This window comes from Rosenbergiella metrosideri (assembly GCF_022602565.1).
Lineage (GTDB): Bacteria > Pseudomonadota > Gammaproteobacteria > Enterobacterales > Enterobacteriaceae > Rosenbergiella > Rosenbergiella metrosideri.
In genome coordinates, this window is record NZ_JALBCV010000016.1 from 58,363 (window position 1) to 80,874 (window position 22,512).

Consider the following 22,512-nt stretch of genomic DNA (forward strand, 5'->3'; position numbering starts at 1 on the left):
CCCGCAAGTCGAGAATCACCGAGTTGGAAAAACAGATCTCATTGCTGACTGCATCTCACATCGCTATTATTAAAGAGGCAGGCGAACTAGGTGTATTCAGAAAGTGGCTGGAGTTGTTCGAAAAATTAGATAAAAACAATCCTACTTAAGTAGGTAATTTGTTACCCAAGCAGGACTAAATTGGAACGCGCAAGTAGAGTTCCCTAGGGTTCAGGGACGAATATCATGCCAAAAATAATCGGCAACGCTAGCGCTTATCAAGATGAAGAGGATGAATGTCCTCCGGCGGGAGTAAGTTTATGAGTATCGCAGGAATACGCTCCAATCGAGGTGATGTTTATCAGACATTGGTAGCATTTGATTGGGCATTGACAGTATTGTCCGACCAGGATTTTGAATGGCTTGAGATAGATTCGATTACCTATTCCATGGATGATGTAGTAATAGGAAAATATGACGGTACCCTGATTGCTTGTCAGTGCAAAAAAAATCAAACCGACTTCAAGGCCTGGACGATAGCCGACCTCGCAGATGAATTGGACAAAGCTTGCCATTTGCTGGCCAATAATCAGAATGTAAAAGTCCGATTTTATTCACGAAACAACTTTGGCAACCTTGCAAAACTGAGAGAGCACAGTTCGACTCAGTACGATGAAGCTAGCTACCAAGCAAGTTTAGGAAAAGAACAGCAAACTGTAGATGAGAATTTGTCGGCACGACTTGCTACATCCGCCCCCAATCTTTCAGCCTTTGAATTCCTGTGTCGAACAAATTTTGTGACCAGCGATGACTTGGATCGCATGGAGAAACTGCTACGCGAACGCTTACGATACATGGTGAGCAATCCTGACTCTGCATTCACGGCACTTTGGGCAAGCCTCGACCAACTGGGAGCGCGCATGGCTAGCAATAGCGCATCTGTCCAGCATCGATTAACCAAACGCGACCTCAAGACCATTCTTCAGCAGGCTGGAGCAACAATGGTTCCGCCCATGAATCTTGATGAAATACGTCTTTCTTTTTCCAACACCTCCGCCATCGGCAGGTCGTGGCGGCGAGACATTGCAGGACAACGTATATCCAGCCCGACCGTGGATGAGCTCCTTGCAGCCATTGATGCCCAAAAGAGATCAATCTTGCTCACGGGCCTTCCGGGCTCAGGAAAAACCTGTGTGATGCTGGCGTTGCAAGAGGCGTTGGAGAAACGGGCAGAAGTCAATCCTGACATAGTACCGCTCTTTATCCAGTCGCGTGAGTTCGCCGACCTGGCTGCATCAGAAGATCGTCAAGCCCAAGGCCTGTCTGAACAATGGGTGGAAAAAGCTGCTCGATTGGCGGAAGACGCCCATGTGATTACAGTTATCGACTCTTTGGATGTGCTATCCATCGCTCGTGATCATCGCGTTCTGCAGTATTTTCTTGCACAGATAGACCGGCTGCTATTGATTCCCAATATCACCGTTATTACTGCCTGCCGTGACTTCGACAAGCATTACGACCGACGAATTGCCGAACGGCAATGGGGTTACGAATTGAAATGCCAGCCCTTGAACTGGGAGGCCGATATTGCACCGTTACTCTATTCGCAAGGAATTGCGACTACCAACATTGATGCTGTTACTCGTGAGCTGATAAGGAATCCGCGCGAGTTGGCATTGTTTGTCGAGCTGGCCCAACGAGACGGCAGCTTCAACGTTGTGGCAAGCCAAGCATTGGCACAGCGCTATCTCGATACCATCGTGCGAGCGAACGGTGCATTGGGTGATGTAGCTATACAAGCGATTGAAGCCGTTGCCGCAGAAATGCTGAAATTACGAAGCTTGACGGTGCCGCATCAGCGTTTCACTGCCTCTCAGGACATTCAGAGAAAATTGTGCAGCCTTAACGTGCTACAAGCAACTCAGGATGGGAAACTGACGTTCGGACATCAAACCTTGCTGGATGTGCTGGTCATAAGTGGAGCTGTGCGTAGTGGCGTCACGTTGAGTGAGTTCATACACGGCTTACCCCCCGTTCCTTTTGTACGCCCCAGCATTCGCAGTTTTGTCGCGCAGTTGGCGCTAGGTGAGCGACGCGAATTCAGAAAACAACTCAGGACGGTATTGACTGGTAACGCGGCCTTCCACATCAGACGTTTGGTAGCAGAATCATTTGCCGAACAGATGCCCCAGGACGAAGACTGGTCACTGATACGTGATCTGCGCGAAAAACACCGCGATGTTTTCCAGGTGATATATGCCTTGGCTGGTGCTATTGAGTGGCATCGCTTTTGGTTCAAACATTTGGTTCCCTCTTTGAAGGCTACGCAGGATGCTGAAGGATTTATTGGGCATGTTCATCGCATTGCGCAATGGATTAATGAAGATTGCACAGACGTACTGTCATTCTGGATGGAAGCGCTCTCACTAGATTGGCTTGATAGCAATAGAGTTGCAGACCGCTTAAGTATTCATCTGTCTCATATCAAGTCAGAAAATATGGCACTGGTTGTTCCATTGCTTAACCGGCTGCTTGCTATGCCGCGATCTGAATATAGCTTTCTTGGTCGTGTCATTGCTAGTTGTGTAACAGCAGGTGTGGTGGAAGACACCGTGCTCTGGCGTTATATAACAGATGGTATCAGCGACGAGGATTTACTTCAATTCAGCTTCGATAACAAGTTGCGTTGCCAGGCTCGTGAGTTCGGGGACCGGCATGACAATTTCATCGTTCAACGTATGGAGCAATCCAGTACTTTGCTGGATTTGGCCTTAGAGTCAATCGAACATTGGAGCAATGTGCGGACATCACACTACGGAGAAACCCGCATAGGCTACCGGCATGGTTTCTTGAGCGAAACTTCATACGAAAATATGCATAGTCAGAGGGATATAAGTCACTCGAACAGTATGAACCTTCTGCTTGATGCAGTTGAAGCAGCAATTCTTCATCATGCAAAAACAAACTCAGACTGGTGGTTAAGCAATCGCGAACGTCTTTGTTTCAATAATGAAGGCGCATTGCTTTACTTCGCCATACTCGCTTGCACCGTATCGCCTGAAGTCAACATCGATCTGATAGGCAGCATGCTGTGCGACAAAAAGATGCTGGAATTTGAACTTTCCTACGAATTGGGTGCATTGATACAGTCGGGATTCAAGCTTCTCTCCGCCCCCGTACAAGATGCTGTGATGGCGAGCATTTTGACTGTGTGGAATGAAAAAACTAATGACGAGTCCAGACTTTGGGTATTGAGAGCGCAAGCAGAATTGATCGTACCGATTCCTTGCTATCTACGCTCACCTGAAGTGCAAGCAGTGGTGGATAAATATGAGAAAAAAGAAGGGGTGTTGATTCGTCGACCGAATATCCGTCCGCATGGCGGTATTATTAGAGCGCCATTCTCATTTGAGGTGTTTCTCGGTGCCAGTGATAGCGGGGTATTGAGATTGCTAGAACACTACAACGGTCACTCGGATTGGCACGGGGCTGACTTCCTGGTTGGCGGTGAGCGCGAGATTGGCATGCAATTGCGAGAGGCCTCCTCTCGCAATCCTTCCCGATTCTTGAGCTTATTATCTATTTATTGGCCAGGTATTCCAGAAAAGTTTCGTAATGACATCATGGACGGCGTCGCCACATATCTGGCTTATCGTTATGGGAACTTACAAAGTAGCGGAGCGTGGCAGTCGATCGAAGAGCCTAATGTCTATCTTTTAGCAAACCAGATTCTTGATGAGCTAGAAAGACATCCAGCGGAGTGGCAACACCGACGCTGCACGGCCAAAGCACTTGAGGCCTGCGCCAATGTCATCGAGGATGTAGAAGAAGCAAAGCGGCTGATTTTTTTGGCTATAGACTTTGTAGATCTTCATGAGGCTGATCCAATCAAGGGGGATTCCGTAGGCTTACTTGATTTAGGAATCAATATGGCGAAAGGAGACGTTGCCGATGCCTTGATGATCTTGGCTAATAAATTTCAAAAGCACGGCAGCGAGTTTCCTGAATTGCTAGTACCCACGTTGCATCGTTTTGCCAGTGACGAACACCCTGCTATTCGTGCTATGATCTTGCGCCACCTGCCATATTTGCAAAGCAAATCACTCGACCTAGGATGGGAGTTGTTCTATCTCGCCATGCAAGATGCAGATGGGCTTTGGCAAATCGCCGAGCCATGCCTTTATTATGCGTACCACAATCACTTTGAAGTAGTGAAGCCTTTACTGGCGCGCCTGCGCAACGAGGGGAGCGGTAAAGACCTAGAGACATGGGGGCGTATTTCTGCTTTGGCTACCATGACCAAGCACATCGACTTTGCTGAGTTTATAGAAGACTTGAATACTCTGGATAATGCTGACGCTTGGCGGGGCGCTGCTACTGTTTGGACAAATTCTGAAAATATCCGAAAGCATCGGGAGCTGTGCCTTGCCGGTATGAACTCGGGTTTGAATACAGGCAACCTCCACGCCTTAGTAGTTGCCGAGCAGATGGCTCATATTTTCAACGATAAAGCTGATGCGATTTCTGTTCCAATAGAGCTGGTTAGACTCTGTTTGTCAGTATTTAAAAACGATAGAAGTGTCGAGAATAGAAATCATCGTCTCTTCGGATTCCATGAGTGGCTCAACGCAATAGTCCAACACGATCCACAGCAGGCCTTGGATGCAGCCGAAATCTATCTAGCCTATGCCAGTCATGAAGGACGACATTTATATGATCATACCGATAGTCTTACCCAGCTTATGACTCGGCTCTTTGCGGAAGCAGAGGAACGGGAAGAGTCTGACTGCGGCGCGATGCTACAACGCGTTGTGGTAGTGCAAGACACGCTACTTTCATTGGGAGTAAATGGTGTGCTCGATTGGCTGAAAGCCGCCGAGCGACCGTGATTAGGAATCAAATCAATATATAGTTTTAGTTGGCGGGCATAATATTCATCGATTGCGATTGAAAGATAAAAAATCTTGCGCAGGCTCCCACTCATCCACCAATGGCATACCAAACCAACGTTAAGCATCCAGGCAAGCCGAAAATTGGCACCCTAACAACGTATTTTCGAGGTATCCGCCCCTGGCCGCCATGCGTTCCATGATTTCACCCCAGGTATTCATGGCCTAATGGGCCATTTGCCCTTGGCGGGCGATCAGCTGGCGTTCGATCTCGTCATACGCCATACCCATCACGATGCTAGCAAAACTCTGATCGGCATTGAGGGCCGTCAGGCGTTGTCGCACCACCTCGGACGCCGTCGCGGCAAACCACTCGGTCGGGCAACGCCCCCCAGTCCAACCACGCCGGCGGTTCGATGCGTACGGCAGCCACGCGTTTCAGCATTTTTTCAGTTCGGTGGTCTGCGCCTTAGTCTGGCAGCGGATGATTGCCGTATCGTGCAGGTTGAAGTCCTCGAAATAGCGGATGCTGAAACCACTGACCCGTTGTAGCGGGTTTCCTGTCAAGCCCAACTTGAAGCCGAGCCCATCTGTGAGCGTCAGCATGTAGATGAAAGGCTACGATTGTTCCGTGCTGGTCTTGAGGGTATGGGCGAACACACGGTGATCGCTGTAGTTGCGGGGCATGGCGGCCCCTCCTTGACTACCACCACTCGCAACGGAATGTGCTGCGGGCTCTACGAAGTCGGAGGGTCAATCTACTGTTGCGTTCCCCATGCAGGCGGTGCGCAACGATGAGCGGCCTTTGTTCTGTGCAACGCTACAGAGTCCATATTTTGCATTAATTCTCATTTAGATGGTCGATCCCGTAACGCAACAAAACCCTAAACGAACAAGTTTGCGAATAAGCTACTCTTCTGCCATGCGCCTAAGAGGACATTATGGTAAATGCACTATTCAGTATAGACTCTCATCTTCGTTAGGAATTTTCCTACCAATGATTATGGATGAACGTTATGAAAAAAGTAGTTGCAGTTTCTGCCTTGTTAGCCGCTTTAACTCTTACTGGATGTGCATCATCAGTACCTTTAGCAAGTGATACTGAGAATATGAAAGCCAAATCATTCCCTGTTCCAAGTGAAGGGTATTCGGGGCTTTATGTTTATAGAGATAGCTTCGTAGGAAAGAACCTTAAGAAAGATATTTATCTTGACGGGAAATGTGTAGGAGAAACTACGGACAAAGTGTTTTTCTATCAACAAATCGAGTCAGGAAAACCACATGTTCTAGCTACTGAATCTGAGTTTTCACCTAATAACCTACCTCTAAATAGTACGGTATCGGGGAAGAACTACTTTATTAGGCAGTATATAAAAATGGGGGTATTTGTCGGTGGGGCTGGCTTAGAGTTAATGTCTGAGGCCGAAGGGAAACGTGTAGTTGCTAAGCCTAGGGTAAGATTGGCTTCAGGTGGCACCTGTGATAACTAAAATCTAGGTAAACGAAGCCTAATTCCCCCGTGGTGGATATATAAAAATCACGGGGAGTGTAACGGCCAGAGTCTAACTCTCTTTACATTATTTAGCTAAAACCAGCCCTAGTTAACATAAGCGTATTTTTGCGCACCGACGACTCAGCACGACATCCCCCTCAACTGTCGAAAAATGTCACTTTACCTAGATAAAACGGGTGGAATTTTGTTGCAAATTTATTATCAGAATAAATTTTGGATTTAGACCACTTTAGCACCTCAAACCACTAATTTTCGCCAGAACCCCGAGGACTTTAGTGGTAAAAGCTTAAGATACTTTCCTTACAAAGAGAGCCAAGTTTACTGTTCATCGATGGAAGTAGTAGATATAGAAGGGATTCAAACCTTGTCGATTATCTATTTAGAAAGGCATTAATTTTGTAACGGCGGATGATGTTACCCTACCATCATCCGCCCAAATCGATATCGTCAGAAATACTAATCGCTATATATCAGTTAATTTCTGAGGTATGAATGTACCCGATCATACCTCAAAAAGAGTTCTAAACCGCCACACGACGCTGGTTTTTAAAACTCAACACTTGCCGATAACGTCACATTACGGGTTTGCCCTTCTTCCACGCGTAAGTTACCGCCGCTTGAGGTGTAGTAATGTTTGTTGAACATATTATTCAGATTCAGCTGTAGCTGCGTTTTTTGTCCAAGCACACTATGGTTCCAGCGTAGGAAGCTATCGGCCACTAAGTAATGCGGTAAGGTAAAGCTGTTATCGGGATCACCCGCTCGACTTCCCACATACTGCACACCGCCCCCAAGGGTCCATTCACCAGGTAATGCTGGTAAGGTCAGCTTATGACTCAAGTACGTTGATGCCGAATGCTTCGGTGCATTTTGTAAAGCATTGCCTTTATTCGCCGGATTGATGCTATCGCGGGTAATGATCGCTTGGTTGTAACTGTATTGTGTACTCAACTGCCAGTTTTTAGCGATCTCACCGTTTAGCTCGACCTCAACGCCGCGCGAACGTGCGCGGTCGACTTCGTAGGTGTCTCCATTCAGAGACAACGCGACATTGCGCTCGTCAATAGTGTAGAGCGCCACGCTCGCTAAGAGCGCCGGGGAGATTTGCCACTTACTGCCTACTTCGTAGGTGGTTCCCTGTTCTGGACTGCCGACATTGCCATTATCATCGACGGTGGTCGATGGGGTGAATGATTTACTCCACGACCCGTATAGAGAGACCTCCGGCGTCAGGTTATAAATAAGCCCCATCTGTGGTAAAAACTTATCGCCGCTATCTGTGTAGTTGGTAACTTTGGGTACCCCACTACTCTGGTTTTGCGTAAACCGCTGCATACGCCCACCGACGACCATCGTCCATTTTGGCGCTAAGCTAATGCTATCTTTTGCATAAACCGAGCGGCTATAAATACGGTTGAGTAAGTGCTTGCTGCTGGCTTTCTCAGTCGATGCATCGGTGACCGTCGATAATCCATACTGCGGATCATCAATCGTAAAGGCGGTATTACTTTTACCGGTATAAGCGTGAGCGCGATAGGTTTGATTCATCTCGTAATCAGCCCCCAGCGTGATCGTATGCTGCATATGGGCGATTTCAGGCGTCCCGCTCAGGTTCCACGCTAGGTAATGGGTCTGATGATTAAAACCACGGTTAGCATCCGCTCGCCGAGTCACCACGCCGGTGGTGGTGTTCACTGCCGTAACACGTACCTCGTTATTGCTGTACTTACGCTGATTCCAGCCAGCAGTGATTCCGGTATTCCAAGTATCATTAAGCTGATAGTCCCAATGGCTACTAAGAGATTGGTTAATCCCCCAAGCATAGTTTGAGTAATCATCTAAACGCGTTTTGTACCCGACGTTGATCGGTTTACCATTAATAAAGGCAGTCCCTCGATCATAGGGGATCTCATACTGGTAGTGTTCATAGTTCAGAGAGAAACTGGCTTTCTCACCGTACCACTGCAAGGAAGGCGCGATTAAATTGTGCTTATTATGACCATAGTTACGCCAGTATTGCTCATGCTGCTTTTCCGCAATCAGACGAAAGGCAAATCCCCCGCCCAGAGGGCCGGTCACATCAATGCCGCCAGAGCCGCCGCCCGCGCTTTTTGCCTGGCCAAAAATTTTGGTCTTCCATTGATATTCTGGTTTTTTACTGACGACATTGATTACCCCACCTGGGTTTTGAATGCCATACAGCAAGGAAGCCGATCCCTTTAATACTTCAACATGATCGGTGGTGGCATCGAGATTCATCCCCGCGCTGCTACGGATGCCATCGCGATAGATCGAGCCATCACTGTTACTACCAAAACCGCGACGAACGATACCATCTTCAGTGCCTGCCAAGGTGTTACCTTGCGAGACTCCGCTGACAAAACGCATCGCATCGGCCAGCGTTTCTGTTGAATAGTCGGCGAGTTGTTGCTGGGTCACCACACTGATCGATTGTGCTTCGGCTAACCGCGAGACCGGTTTTAAACTGCCGATACTCGCGTCGGGCTGACTGTAAGAGGTGGCTACTGTGTCACTATTTTTTCCTGTGACGACTATCGGTGCATCATCTGCCGCCAGCGTAAACGGCGAAACCAGCGTGCCGCTAAAGAGGCTTAGGGTGATCAGATTACGTCGACGCGATGATAAAAATGAAATCCTGGTGTTGTGCATAGTATTGTCTCTGGCAAAAAGCGGGGATCACGTTATTCATATTTATAATAATGAGAATCATTCAATCATGAAGTAATGTAGTAGTATAGTTATTTTAAAATTAATTCACTACATCCCCTACCGCCCCGTAAATGGTGGATAAAAAACCGATTCCAACGCTTTTCCACAGAAAAAATAGCAGTATTCCATTCATCTTTACAGTTTACTGAATAGTAAATATTCAATTACATCTTGACTACTACAGCCATTATTATCAAAATCACTACAAAGAGAATGAGAGTCATTCTTAGTTAAATAGAGTCAATGTATTCATGTCATTTCCGCTTGCCACTGAGAACCTCTGCGCGGGTTACGATAAACATCAGATAATTCATGATGTTACCCTGACTATTCCCGCTCAAAAAACCACCATTATTGTTGGGGCAAACGGCTCTGGAAAATCGACACTGCTCCATACTCTCGCCGGCCTGAACGCAGCCCAAAGCGGTAAAGTGTTACTCGAAGGAAGCGATCTTTCCCAGCGTAAACGCCGGGATATCGCAAAACGAATGAGCTTTCTTGCCCAATCCTCGCCTATTCCGGACGCGACAACCGTCTCCACCTTAGTGGCTCGTGGACGTTACCCTTGGCAAGGTCTGCTCCATCAATGGTCACGCCAAGATGAGCAGGCAGTCGATGAAGCCCTGCAGCTCACCGGACTGTCCGCTTTTAGGGATTATCCGGTCGCAGCACTTTCTGGCGGTCAACGCCAGCGCTGTTGGATTGCGATGACGCTAGCACAGCAGACCCCCCTGCTGTTGCTGGATGAGCCAACGACTTACCTCGATTTACGCTATCAGGTCGATGTGCTGACACTATTACAAACCCTCACTCAGCAACATAATAAAACCGTGGTCATGGTGATACACGACCTGAATTTCGCCCTGCATTTCGCCGATAGGCTGCTGTTTGTCAAAGCAGGCAAGGTCATCGCACAGCTTGATGAGGCGAACGACTGCACTGCAGAGTTAATTGAGGAGACCTTTGGCGTGCGCACCCACTTGGTCACCGATCCCCGCACCCAGAAGCCAATCGTCATTCCGCTTTGGTCAGCCAATGAACGCTAGATCCTTACCTTTGCCCTGGGTGGCTGCGGCCTTATTCTTCTTGCTGGCCTTATTAGCCTTTGCCGAGTTGAGTATAGGCGCGATGCATTTCTCTTTGCAGGCCCTTCTGCACGCTTTCTTCGACTATCAACCCACGGTGTTCAGTGATCGTATCATTATTGAGATTCGACTGTTGCATTTAGTGGTCGCCGCTGTGGTCGGTGCCTGTTTAGCAATGGCCGGTCACTTGCTGCAAACAATTATCGGTAATCCCCTCGGTGAACCCCATATTTTTGGGCTGAATGCCGGGGCATCATTGGCCGTCGTCGCCTGCAGCGCCCTCGGTAACGCGCTATTACTCTCGCCATTTTTACGTCCATTGATTGCGGCGATCGGCGGTGGTGTGCTGTTCAGTGCCGTACTACTTGCCGCTTATCTCAGTCGACAAGGATTAGCTGTCGTCACCACCACACTCTGTGGCATCACACTCTCTGCTTTTGCCGCCTCACTGACCTCGCTGCTCTTACTGTTCAATGAGCAGACGCTGCAATCGACGCTTCTCTGGTTGAATGGCGATATTGCTGGCTTGAGCTGGCCAGCGGTCTACGCGATTTTACCGCCCTTTTTACTGACCACAGTCGTAGCATTTCTCGTGTCACCGGCGCTCAACACACTCACTCTTGGCGAACAGGTCGCCGAGGGGCTTGGGGTTCGCGTCCTGCGTTCACGGATTATCGGGCTTTGTGCCATTGCGCTATTTTGTGGGATTGCTGTTTCATTGGCGGGTCCGATTGGCTTCGTCGGCTTAATCGTTCCCAATATCGTCCGCCAGCTAATTACCGTACAACCGCGGAGTGCCTTATGGGTCAATGCCTTAATGGGAGCGGTGCTGTTGCTCGCGGCAGACCTCTGCGCGCAACATCTGCTTGAGAGCCAATCTTTGGCCACCGGTACAGTCACCGCGCTGCTGGGTGCACCGGTCTTTGTAACCTTAGCGGTAAGGTATTTTCGATGAGGCCTTCGTTACTCCGTCCAGCAGATAAAGCGCTCCGCTTTGGGGGTAAGAGCATTCTGCTCTCACCTCACGCCCTGTTAGCAGGATGCATACTCGCGTTGATCATTACGCTGTTACTGGTTTTCTCTTTGACCCAGGGAGCGCTTCCGCTCACGCTGCGCGAAGTTTATTATCAACTCACCCACGCGCAGGCTCCCTCCTCACTCAACCAAATGCTGTTTTGGCAAATGCGTCTACCGCGCAGTGTGATCGCCATCATTGCTGGAGGCGTACTGGGTGCCGCCGGTGCGGTAATGCAATCCACGACCCGTAACGGTCTTGCTGATCCCTCGCTATTGGGGATTAAAGAAGCCACCTGCTTAGTGGTATGGATCGAATTATTATTTTTCCCAACGCTTTCCCCGCTATGGCGGCCAATCTCTGCCATGATCGCGGGTCTACTGGTGACCGGCATCGTTATGTTGCTGGCCCGAGGGACATCAGGTTCAAGGTTTATCTTGATTGGTATTGGCATGAGTTGGGGACTGAATGCGCTGCTCGGCGTAATCCTGACGACGCTCGACCCGAAACAAGCACAGCAGTTGATGCTGTGGATGGCGGGAAGCCTGCAGCACGCCACGCTCCAGACGGCACAATTAATGGTCGTTATCGCGCTGCCCATTGTCGCGCTACTGCTCTATAGCTGTCGCGCCAGCACGATTCTGCAACTAGGCGATGCGACGGCAACGTCACTTGGCGTCACCCCCCTACCGATAAATAGGTTGCGAGTGATCGGCGCGGTGATCTTGACGGCACTGACAGTCTCAACCGTCGGAAGCATAGGATTTATTGGATTGATGGCCCCCCACCTCACGCGGCGAATCGTCAGCGGTGGGCAGAGCTACCTATTGTGTGGCAGCGCACTGGTTGGAGCCTTGTTACTGCTCCTCGCCGATTGCGTCGGCCGCTTAGCCTTCGCCCCGACGCAACTGCCTGCGGGGATCATCGTCGCCTTACTCGGCGGACCTTTTTTATTCATCTTATTGTGGAAACGCGCCACACAGCGTCAGTGACGAGGAGTTAGGATGCGCTCAGTGATTGTATCGTTAGGGCTTTGTGTGAGTGTCGTCTGCTCGGCGGCCTCTCTCCCCACCCGCCATTTTCTGGATGATGCCCAACGCGATGTGGTAATCCCCCAGCACCCCCTCCGTATTGTTTCATTACATGACTTGGATATTACTATCCCATTGCTGGAACTCGGCGTTACGCCTGTCGGCAGTCATGGCCGCCTTTCGGCGCAGGGAAAACCCTATCTGCGATCAGCAAAACGCTTAACCGGCCTCGATTTCGATAATACCTCTATTGCGTATCTAGGCACTGCAGACATTAACCTTGAGAAGATCGCGGCATTGCATCCCGATTTGATTATTACTGAGCCAAGCCGTACCACTGACCTTCAACAATTACAGAGTATTGCCCCAACGGTGAGTATCGATAACCGCCAAGGTGGGCCGGTGAGGCTCTACCAACGGTTAGCCGACCTCACGCATACCCAAGCCAAGTATCAACAATTAGTAAGCCGTTATCAGGCGGAAATCGCTGAGTTACAACGCTTACGCGGCGAACGCAAGGTGACAGTCTCCGTCCTGCAGGCCAATAACGGTAAGGTCAATATTCTGCATACCTATCATGCACTGGGCCAAGTATTGCGCGATGCCGGATTTAGCTTCCCAACGCTTATCAATCAATTACCTGAAGAGGGGCGCGCAAACCTCAATGCCGAGCAACTGCCAGCACTGGATGCCGACATTGTTTTTGATACATGGCGAGGAGACGGTGACTTGACTGCGCAGGATGAGCGCAAGGCGATGGATGCAGTGCTGCCTGGATGGTGCCAATTTATGCAGGCGTGCCAACGGGGACATTGGGTTATGGTCGCTCGTGAGGATGCTATTGTTAATAGCTTTGCTTCGCTGTCGAAAATGGTCGCCGTGGTTGAAACCAGCTTGTCCGCACTGACTTTACCGCCAGCCAATCATTGAGGAGATGCTATGTCTATGCGACACGACTTATTTTCTGAGCGCTTACGCGCACGCATCGATGGCCTCTCAATAGGGCTGCAACAGGTGCTGCTCTATATCGATCAACATCGTGCGTTAGTGATAGAGAGCACCGCATTAGAGATCGCCGCGGCCACGCAAACCTCGGATGCAACCGTGGTCCGCGCTATCCAAGCCATCGGCTTCAGCGGCTTACGAGAATTGAAATCCGTACTGGAGCAATGGTTCGATCCCCCCTTGAACTCAGCCGATAAAATGGATAGCACCTTGAGCCATTTGGCCGAGGATGTGAACCAATCGATCGATTATGTGGTCGAGGGTCACCTTACTGCCGCCCAAGCGCTGAGTAGCAGTGAAAATCGTCAAGCCATCGCCCAAGCGGTTTCGTTACTGGTCAATGCCCGACAGTTGACGATTTTTGGGATTAACGCTTCAGGGATCCTGGCCGAGTATGCGGCACGCCTATTCCATCGCAACGGCTTACCGGCACTCCCGCTAAATCGCTCTGGTATCGGCCTTGCTGAACAACTGCTGTCACTGCAACGTGGCGATGTGCTGATTATGATGGCGCAAAAATCTGCCCACCGTGAAGGAATGACAACCTTGCGCGAGGCCCAGCGCTTAGGCGTTCCCATTATATTACTGACCAGCGCTAAAGAGTCTAAATTCGTCCAGCAAGCTGATGTGGTGATTCATGTCCCACGCGGCACCGAACAGGGCAATATGCCTTTACATGGGCCGGTGTTGGCCTGCCTCGAAATTTTGGTGGTCTCCACCGCCGCCTCAATGTCGCAACGGGCGGTGAAGTCGATGAAAAGACTACAAGAATTACACCGCGGACTCAAAAATATAGGTTCCAAAAAATAGGGTAATTCCTAACGAATAAGACGGTTGGTTTTTGGCGCTGAACTATACTTAAGCTTTCTCTAATAATAACAATGCCTCATCATCAGGGATAAGCCATGCCTAAACCATCCACGTCTAGCGACGAAAAAATCGTATCTTCAGACACGATAAAACAACGATTGTTCTTTATTGTTCTGGTCGCCACCATGGGCGCCCTCGCCTTCGGCTACGATACCGGGATTATCTCTGGTGCCTTACCTTTTATGACCCAACCATTGGATCAAGGCGGACTTAATCTTACCCCTTTCACTGAGGGCCTAGTCACCTCAGCCTTGATTTTCGGTGCCGCAATCGGTGCTTTTATTAGCGGCTTCGTTTCCGACCGTTTCGGCCGTCGCATCACCTTACGCACTTTGGCCCTGATATTCGTCTTAGGTGCGTTGGGGACGACCTTAGCCCCGAACGTCCATATTATGGTGGTAATGCGCTTCTTATTAGGGATTGCTGTCGGCGGAGGCTCGTCCACCGTTCCGGTCTTTATTGCCGAAATCGCCGGCCCGCGTCACCGCGCCCCATTGGTAAGTCGAAATGAGCTGATGATTGTCGCCGGACAGTTGACCGCTTATATCGTCAGCGCCTTGATGAGTGTATTGCTACACGATAATCATCTGTGGCGTTACATGCTGGCACTCGCCACCATCCCAGGATTATTACTGTTTATCGGCACTTTCTTTGTGCCAGGCTCCCCTCACTGGTTAGTCGCCGAGGGCCGATTACGTGAAGCCGTACGCATTATGCGCCGACTGCGCCGCTCGCACAAAGAGGTCCGTAAAGAGATTAACCAGATGCGTGAACAAGCTAAAGCCTCACGCGAAGGGCCAACGACCAAAGAGCTATTGAAGGAACGTTGGGTGGTGCGTCTGCTGTTACTGGGTATCGGTATGGGGGCCGTCGCACAATTTACCGGTGTAAACGCCTTTATGTACTACACCCCGATCATTTTAAAGACAACGGGAATGGGGACCAACGCCTCACTTACTGCCACCATCGGCAATGGCGTGGTAGCCGTGATTGCCGCCTTAATTGCCTTAAAAGCCGTCTCACACGTTAAGCGGCGTTCGATGCTAATTTTCGGCTTAATCGCGGTTATTTTGATGCAGATCGCCCTTGGTTCTGTGTTGATCTTCCTCCCGAAGGATCTGACCCAAAGTTATTTAGCGCTCGCGTGTATCCTGCTGTTCTTATTCTTTATGCAGATGTGCGTGGCGCCAATCTATTGGCTACTGATGTCTGAGCTGTTCCCAATGAAATTACGCGGCGCCTTAACCGGTACCGCGGTAGCCTGCCAATGGATTTGTAATGCCGCCGTAGCCTTCGCCTTCCCGCCGATGTTATCGGCGATAGGCAATCAGACATTCTATGTGTTCGCTGCGGTCAACCTTATCTCACTAATTTTTGTATGCTGTCGTCTGCCCGAAACCAAAGATAAATCTCTGGAAGAGATCGAAACCATGATGCGCAAGCGTTACAGTAAGGAAGATGCTGTTCCCTCCACGATTAAAAATGCCTAACGCAGCAAAACGCCCACTATTGGGCGTTTTATTGCCATATTTCTGACATCTCTATCTGTTGTACTCTCTCTGACCCATGACTAGTGAGGTGTACCATGCAACGTCTCTGTGCTTACCTACTCTCTGCGAAGTATCCAAAATATATAAAACGTGTGGCCTTTCGTCTTGCGCTCTGGCACGCACATATTCATCGTTGAGCCGCTAAGGGGGGAATCCCCCTTAATCCCCTTTTTCCTGCCCCTAAGTCAGTTTCGCTGATGCAGCTATTTCCGTGGTTAACTTGACAGAATAGCGATCTAGGTCACATATTTTAAGCGGTATTCCTTTTTATCTCACACAGGAGCGCACGATGAAGATGACCTCTCCTTCACAGTTTTCTCGACGCAACTTCTGCCAATTATTGCTCGCCGCTTCGGCCATGCCGTTAAGCAGTTATGCGCAGTCGCCATCAGCGTCTCCCCATGTTGCTATCCAACCTCTTTCGCTAACGAAAGTGGTGAATGGCGTGCCGAACGATAAACTGCCTTTACTCATTTATCAGCAAGCGGTCCCCGCATCGGCCTCCAATGCGGATGAGTACCTGAGCAATCTCTTCGCTAAAAATGGTTGGCCGGTACAGTGGCGCTACCAAATTTTCCCCTTTACCCATTACCACTCCAACACCCACGAGCTATTAGGCGTTAGCCAAGGCAGTGCCAAGGTGCAGCTTGGCGGCGAGACTGGGCCAACGGTAACGGTTAAACAAGGCGATGTTATCCTTATCCCGGCGGGGGTTGGCCATAAACAACTCTCGGCCAGTGAGGATTTCCAAGTGCTGGGGGCCTATCCTCAAGGCTTAAGCCCTGATCTCTATCATGACGACCCGAGTAAGTTGGCCGAAGCTCAGCGCCATATCGCGAATATCGCTATGCCCACCACCGATCCGGTGACCGGCAAACAAGGCGGTATCTTAACCCTATGGAAAGCCTAATTTTTCGCGCTTAATTGGAACCGATACCATTACTACGAGGATATTATGTCTGTAAAGAAAATCACTGCTATTGCCTCTCTTTTACTCGCCACCACGCTAGGAGGCCATGCAGCCCTCGCGGCAACCCCTTCCTCTGCACCCGAGGTCCATAATATTGGCATTGTCGGCGCGGGTAATATGGGGGAAACCCTTGGAAAACTCTGGGCCGATGCCGGATACCACGTGATGCTCGCCTCACGCCACCCCGACAGTTTGCAGTCTACTGCCAAGGATATCGGTCACGGTACTCAGGTAGGCACCGCCGAGCAGGCCAGTCAATTTGGCGATGTCGTGGTGATGGCCGTCCCTTATGGCGCCCTGCCTCAACTGGGTCAATCCCTTCATCAGCAACTTGCTGGAAAAACTGTGATCGATGTTAGCAACCCTTATCCTGGTCGTGACGGGGCGACTGCAGCAAAAGCGCTGAGTCTAGGGAGCGGCAAGGCATCGGCGCAATACCTTTCGGGTGCACATGTGGTGCGAGCCTTTAATTCATTGGCTGCCACTGCCATTGCCTCGAATGCGCATCACTCACCGCTGATTGCTGTGCCTTACGCGGGCGATAACCCACAAGCCTTGGCTCAGGCCAAAACGTTAATCCAGAAAGCCGGTTTTGCACCGGTGAAGACAGGGGATCTCGCCACCGCGACCCGTTTCCAACCTGGATCGTCGCTGTTCTTACAGGTATTAGACGAGAAAGCGCTTCGCGCGCAATTGGCTGACGCACGGTAAGTAGTGATGACACAGCCTACTAGGTCGCCGTTACTCGGGCACTTTCAGCGCTTAGTATCGATTAAGCAAGAAGAACTGGCCCCCCTCTGTTGGGGCTGGTTATATATCTTCTCACTGCTATGCGCTTACTATATCTTGCGCCCGATCCGCGAGACGGTCAGTACCCTCACCGGCGCACACTCACTGCCTTGGTTGTTTACGGCGGTATTGATCACCATGCTGTTGCTACAGTGGCCTTATAACAGGCTGTCTCAGCGGCTCCCTCGAGAGCGCTTTATTAGCTATAGCTATCAAGCCTGTGCCCTGATCCTCTGCGCCTTCGCGCTGGGTTTTGCGCGCCACGGTGGACTGCACGATCTGTTCTTAGGCCGTGCCTTTTTTATCTGGGTATCGGTGTTTAATCTGTTTGCGGTATCCGTGTTCTGGGCGCTAATTGTTGATATTTTTGATAGCGAGCGTGGCAAACGACTGTTTGGCTTATTGGCCGCGGCGGCGACGATCGGTGCCATTGGCGGTTCCGGTCTCACCAGTTTAGTCGCCGACCATCTCTCGACCCCCGTATTATTGATTATTGCCGTTGGCCTAATCCAAGTGTCCGTCTTTAGTGCTAAACGTTTATCACATTGTGGCCGTCGGCTGTCGCAGTCAGCAACAGAAGAGAAGGCAAGTCACTCTTCTTCAGCGGGTGGACTCACGCCGCTGTTAATCGGTATTCGTCAGACATTTGCCTCCCCCTATTTATTGGGCATTTGCGGGTATATTTTATTTTATTCGGTCACCTCAACCCTGCTCTATTTTCAACAGGCCGCTATCGTGCAACACGCCTTTAGCCAACCGGCACAACGAACTACCTTTTTTGCCAATGTTGATTTGGCGATAAACCTGTTAACCCTGATTTGCCAGTTAACGGCCAGCGGTAAGATCCTCTCACGCTGGGGAGTTGCGCTAAGCTTAGCCCTGCTACCGTTAGTCAGTATCCTGGGCTTTGGCTGGCTAGGAGTAGCCCCGAGCTTATCGGTTCTGGTCGGCTTTACTATTGTGCGACGGTCAATCAACTTTGCTTTGGCCCGTCCTAGCCGCGAGATCTTGTTTACCGTGGTCCCCACCTCAGAGAAATATCACGCCAAGGTATTTATCGATACCCTCGTTTACCGTGTCGGTGATCAGGTCGGGGCATGGAGCTATCAGGCCGTGAGCCTACTGGGGGTGGCCGCCCTACCCTTAACATTATTTAGCATGATTTTGGCAGCTGGCTGGGCAGTATTGAGCGTTATCTTGGGCCGTGCACAGCAGCGCAAAGCCCAGCAATTACCCGATGACCCACCCTCATCGCAGAAATAAATTATCCTAGATGAGGATACACGCCAGACCCTATTAGTGGGGGCTGAAACAATCGTACGAAAATGTACGGAAAGTATATTTTTTAAGTAGCGTTGAGTGTCAGCCGTAGCCTTATCATTGCGGAAGACACCGACAAACCATAAGACGGAAACACAGGGCGCACGAGGGAGCCGCTAGAGGAAAACGGCTCGTATCATTAAGCCGTGCCGAGTTTCGCCTCCCACTGCTTTGAGTACCGAAAGCCTATCGTTGTTGTGAAACTCGTAAGAGGACGAAGCCTAGGGTAAAACGCTTTGCTGCCTTAGCGTTAACGCTTTTTTATGCACAGAACCTATGGCTAACTTCTAAACACACCGCCAACGTACACCCTAGTCTTTGACTCGCGACGTCTGTCAAAACGGGACGCGGAATATCGTAGGTCTTACCTAAGGCACTTACGGACGATACTGACACTGATAGAGGGTTTTATATGAGTCAGTTCCGTACTGCATCAGCGAACGATTACTCGTTTAATTCTGAATCGGGCTTTTGAGAAATAAGTTTTGATAGTAGGCCAGTCAGTGGGACTCGTTGTGATGATCCTGAGCTTGGTGCTATCCAGTACAATGAAGCGCGCGCTAAGTTCAAAGCAATGGCAAAAGAAAGCGTCAAGCCCGCTCACGTTCATCAGTTTGTTGATTTGGTAAAATGGGCTATTAATTCGGGTGATCTCGCACAGCGAAAAATTGTCTTATAAATGTTTCGAGCTCAGTCATCTGACGACTATTCAGAGAGTAAAGTTAGGGCATTGCGGATCATCCCAAGTCATTTCGATTTCGCGTATTACTGGACCGATAAAAAGGCTCAACGCTTTATAGCCGAATAATAATTTATTCTTCCGTTCCCCGTTATTTGCAGAGACTCATACCGTTATCTGAAGCCAAAAAACAGAAACGACATGAAGCGAAAGCGTACTCGAGGGTTTCCGGGGACAAGTATTCAATTTTAACCAACCCAAGCCGCTCTTGAGCTTTATGTTCAACGCTATCTCTATCAAAAAGCGGTCAGAAAAGGCTACTCAGCCTCAAAATGAAGCCAAACCAGACGTTAAGCAGTCTGATGCATAACCATTCACCCACTCAAAATTCATCTAAGCGATTTTAAGGCGTTTTTAGGGGGGAGGACGTAAGATTTTTATGGATCACGTCCCAGAATCGCTCTGAGGGCGTTTAAGCAGTGCACGTAAGACCGCCTTATGTTAAATCATTAGTTAATTAATGGAGAGTTCTGTTTCAGTGGGTATACTTTTATCCTGACGAATTCAAGGGTGTAGACCTTAGCCTCTAAGGTTCGGGTCTAGAGTTAACTTCTTATTTTTTTAAAAAGAATTTTATTAGGTTATAAAAAATTATTGCGTAGATACTAATAACAGTTAGTAAAGATGTGAATGTTATTGGATCTGAACCTTCTTCATAAGTGTTGCTCTGGTAGTTACTTAATATCTGGTAAGAATGATCTACAAGCCAACTCGTTATTGAATAAAGTGGCATTCCATAACTGGAAATAATAAATGCTAAGATAAAACAGAGTGCGAAAACTGTTGTTTTTTTAACTAATTTTGCATTTATCAAAATCACTTTTCCCTTGAACGTCAACGTATCCGTATGCCATGAGATCCGAATTTGAGTTTGGAACTCGAACTTTTTTACGATGGATGAGGTTCTTTCTAACTTTATAAAAATCGTTTCTTTTTAAGAATGTAATGCAGCCTTCACTTAGTCCAGAACCATCAGGTCGTAGTAGGTGAAGACGAAATCCACCACGTGAAACACCATTGATAAACACGTTATCACTCATAGTGCTTGAATTAAAAAGAGCGAACCACTCTGAATGATTAGAACCATTCAATAGATCGATAGCCCAACCTCTAATTTTGTTCGCCAGACTACCTTCTGGACGATCAACTATCCAATATCTTCCTACTGGAATGTCGCTGTTTGGAAGGTATGTACAGTTCGGATTATTTGTGTAGGGTTTCTGTCCAGAAAAAACAGTGAAGGTTCCAACTCCATAAACGTGTAATTTAGCTTCACCACCGCCTTTCGTCAGATTGTCAGATCGTCATAGCTCATTCTCATAATTTGCATCTGTTATATCCTTCCTTTTGAATATGAAATTTTAATGATGATATCAGGTGAAGGTTAGATATTATTTGATCTGGATTTATACATAGGTGATACAAAAAATTACTTCTGAATGCTTTATGTTCTGGAAAAAGAGATGAGTTTGCTATGCAGCTAACTAGATCTATTGGTCAGTATTCATCTAATCGCTTTTAGTGGGGAAGTTCATTTATTACCCCCCAAAATGGCTCTGAGGGAGTTTGAGCAGTGCACGTAAGATGGGCTAATGTTAAATGAAATCGATTCAGGGAGTAGAGCTATCAACGGATTGAAGTGTGTAAAGAAAAGGCAATAAGTAGAATCCCGCCGGCAATATTGACGTATTTTTTTAGTATCGAGGGATTTGCTTTTTTTACTGAAAACACCAATGCTCTACTGACTGCTAAAAGCCAGACACTCATGACCACTATATGTACGGATGCCAGTATCAGATAGTTGCTAATTCCCCCCTGTTTTCCTGTGAACTGTGAAACAACTGTCAGGTAAAAAAATATGGCTTTGGGGTTTAAGACGTTTGCGAGCCACGCTTCTCTTAGCGTTACCGAATGTTTTGTCTCAGCAATAGTTACAGAATTTGCCCTTATACCGCTGCGGATGAGCACTGTTCCTAGCCAGAGAAGGTAGGCGGTTCCTGAAATTTTCAAGATGGCAAATATTGTCGGAGAAGAAATGATTACTGCTGTTATACCAAGCCCTATGAGGACCGCATGGGTGTATATCCCCAAAGCTGTCCCGGCAAGGGTTCTGAGTAGTCCTTTGTGACCGCCAGAAAGAGCACTGCTCATGACAAGAGTAAAGCTTGCCCCTGGTGAAAGCGCTATAGGAAGAAGCGCAGGCATAAAGCCAAGGAGGTTTATATCCATAGTTTTCTGATAGTAAGTGACGCTTCGCTATATTTGCCAGCGGAAGCGCTTCGTAATAGATGTCAATTTGGATTAATCGACAAAAACTCACAGCTCATAGGCTAGCATATTCAAGAATATCCTCTCCCATTAAAGTGCAGTCTATTGAAGAGTAGTAGGTTAGCCTTATTCTATACTTACCCTTATAAATATACCCCCATGTTTCAAGAACATCGAATTCTTGAGCGCGATTCTGAGGATTTTTTATCTTAGGTAGTGGTTTTATATTGTCATCAATCTCCATTCTATCATCATGATTTCTATAAAATGAAAGAAGCTTTTTAGCGTCGCTCACTACATTTTTTTTACATTCCATTGAGGACGTTTTTTCAGCAGAAAATGCGGTTGGTGTACAGAGTGTTGCATAAGATATTACTATTAGTCCTATTATGTACTTCATTGACATTTCCCCATTTTTTTAATTTTATCTAGAGCTAACTTTTTTGTGATAAGCCGTTATATCCGCCATTCACCATCATATGTTACAGATTTTAAATCATCTTAAACGGCATAACGGATTAAAAAAGCGTTTTTTCCAGAACTCACGTGCTGTTGTTAAAGCACTATTTGGGTCGTTAATTACCGGCCAGATTCGCTTGGGTATTGGCGGCAGTATGGCCTGTACCCTGATGCCCAAGGTGATTGATTGCTTTCAACAACGTTATCCGCGAGTGAATGTGCGTATCGTCGAGGGACAACTCTCTTCCATGCTACCGGCGTTACGCCAAGACATATCGGATTTCACTATCAATACCGTGA

The 22,512-nt window shown here is 48.5% G+C and carries 17 protein-coding genes; 13 read left to right on the forward strand and 4 right to left on the reverse strand.

What is annotated here, in order from left to right; genetic code table 11:
- The first annotated feature begins 299 nt into the window (after positions 1-299).
- The 3 genes from MKR94_RS13665 (at position 300) to MKR94_RS13675 (ending at position 6,358) form a co-directional block, all read left to right on the forward strand.
- Positions 300-4,868: an AAA family ATPase gene (locus MKR94_RS13665; RefSeq protein WP_241647436.1), complete on the forward strand. Its 4,569-nt coding sequence runs from the start codon at positions 300-302 to the stop codon at positions 4,866-4,868.
- A 336-nt stretch (positions 4,869-5,204) separates the two neighbouring features.
- Positions 5,205-5,420, forward strand: a complete 216-nt coding sequence (locus tag MKR94_RS13670; protein WP_241647437.1) for a hypothetical protein — start codon at positions 5,205-5,207, stop codon at positions 5,418-5,420.
- 464 nt (positions 5,421-5,884) lie between these two features.
- On the forward strand, positions 5,885-6,358 hold the full coding sequence (locus MKR94_RS13675) for a DUF2846 domain-containing protein (RefSeq protein WP_241647438.1): 474 nt from the start codon (positions 5,885-5,887) through the stop codon (positions 6,356-6,358).
- Positions 6,359-6,927: 569 nt separating this feature from the next.
- Here the strand turns inward: MKR94_RS13675 and MKR94_RS13680 are convergent.
- Entirely contained in the window at positions 6,928-9,051 is a 2,124-nt protein-coding gene (locus tag MKR94_RS13680; RefSeq protein ID WP_241647439.1) for a TonB-dependent siderophore receptor, read from the reverse strand.
- A gap of 311 nt (positions 9,052-9,362) precedes the next feature.
- Here MKR94_RS13680 and MKR94_RS13685 point away from each other — a divergent pair, with 311 nt between their 5' ends.
- The 9 genes from MKR94_RS13685 (at position 9,363) to MKR94_RS13725 (ending at position 18,689) form a co-directional block, all read left to right on the forward strand.
- Positions 9,363-10,157: an ABC transporter ATP-binding protein gene (locus MKR94_RS13685; RefSeq protein ID WP_241647440.1), complete on the forward strand. Its 795-nt coding sequence runs from the start codon at positions 9,363-9,365 to the stop codon at positions 10,155-10,157.
- A complete protein-coding gene (locus tag MKR94_RS13690) occupies positions 10,147-11,151 on the forward strand; it encodes a FecCD family ABC transporter permease (RefSeq protein WP_241647441.1) in 1,005 nt (334 codons plus the stop codon). The genes MKR94_RS13685 and MKR94_RS13690 overlap by 11 nt, the downstream gene beginning before the upstream one ends.
- Positions 11,148-12,203, forward strand: a complete 1,056-nt coding sequence (locus MKR94_RS13695) for a FecCD family ABC transporter permease (protein WP_241647442.1) — start codon at positions 11,148-11,150, stop codon at positions 12,201-12,203. The genes MKR94_RS13690 and MKR94_RS13695 overlap by 4 nt, the downstream gene beginning before the upstream one ends.
- A 12-nt stretch (positions 12,204-12,215) precedes the next feature.
- Positions 12,216-13,172 (forward strand): ABC transporter substrate-binding protein, encoded by a 957-nt coding sequence (locus MKR94_RS13700; protein ID WP_241647443.1) that lies wholly within the window; start codon positions 12,216-12,218, stop codon positions 13,170-13,172.
- 9 nt (positions 13,173-13,181) lie between these two features.
- Complete coding sequence (locus MKR94_RS13705; RefSeq protein ID WP_241647444.1) at positions 13,182-14,057, forward strand: MurR/RpiR family transcriptional regulator; 876 nt, start codon at positions 13,182-13,184, stop codon at positions 14,055-14,057.
- A gap of 95 nt (positions 14,058-14,152) precedes the next feature.
- Positions 14,153-15,607, forward strand: a complete 1,455-nt coding sequence (locus MKR94_RS13710) for a sugar porter family MFS transporter (protein ID WP_241647445.1) — start codon at positions 14,153-14,155, stop codon at positions 15,605-15,607.
- Between the two features lie 349 nt (positions 15,608-15,956).
- Complete coding sequence (locus MKR94_RS13715) at positions 15,957-16,577, forward strand: cupin domain-containing protein (protein ID WP_241647446.1); 621 nt, start codon at positions 15,957-15,959, stop codon at positions 16,575-16,577.
- A gap of 45 nt (positions 16,578-16,622) precedes the next feature.
- On the forward strand, positions 16,623-17,348 hold the full coding sequence (locus MKR94_RS13720) for an NADPH-dependent F420 reductase (protein ID WP_241647447.1): 726 nt from the start codon (positions 16,623-16,625) through the stop codon (positions 17,346-17,348).
- Between the two features lie 6 nt (positions 17,349-17,354).
- Positions 17,355-18,689 carry an NTP/NDP exchange transporter gene (locus MKR94_RS13725; protein ID WP_241647448.1) on the forward strand — a complete coding sequence of 445 codons (1,335 nt, stop codon included), beginning with the start codon at positions 17,355-17,357 and terminating at the stop codon, positions 18,687-18,689.
- A gap of 1,587 nt (positions 18,690-20,276) precedes the next feature.
- Here the strand turns inward: MKR94_RS13725 and MKR94_RS13730 are convergent.
- The 3 genes from MKR94_RS13730 to MKR94_RS13740 form a co-directional block, all read right to left on the reverse strand.
- On the reverse strand, positions 20,277-20,777 hold the full coding sequence (locus MKR94_RS13730; RefSeq protein WP_241647453.1) for a DUF2778 domain-containing protein: 501 nt from the start codon (positions 20,775-20,777) through the stop codon (positions 20,277-20,279).
- A 334-nt stretch (positions 20,778-21,111) separates the two neighbouring features.
- Positions 21,112-21,714, reverse strand: a complete 603-nt coding sequence (locus MKR94_RS13735) for a LysE family translocator (protein ID WP_241647449.1) — start codon at positions 21,712-21,714, stop codon at positions 21,112-21,114.
- Positions 21,715-21,808: 94 nt separating this feature from the next.
- Positions 21,809-22,153: a hypothetical protein gene (locus MKR94_RS13740; RefSeq protein ID WP_241647450.1), complete on the reverse strand. Its 345-nt coding sequence runs from the start codon at positions 22,151-22,153 to the stop codon at positions 21,809-21,811.
- A gap of 79 nt (positions 22,154-22,232) precedes the next feature.
- On the opposite strand from MKR94_RS13740, the gene MKR94_RS13745 reads away from it, so the two are divergent.
- On the forward strand, positions 22,233-22,512 hold a 280-nt coding region (locus MKR94_RS13745; RefSeq protein ID WP_241647451.1), incomplete at its 3' end, for a LysR substrate-binding domain-containing protein.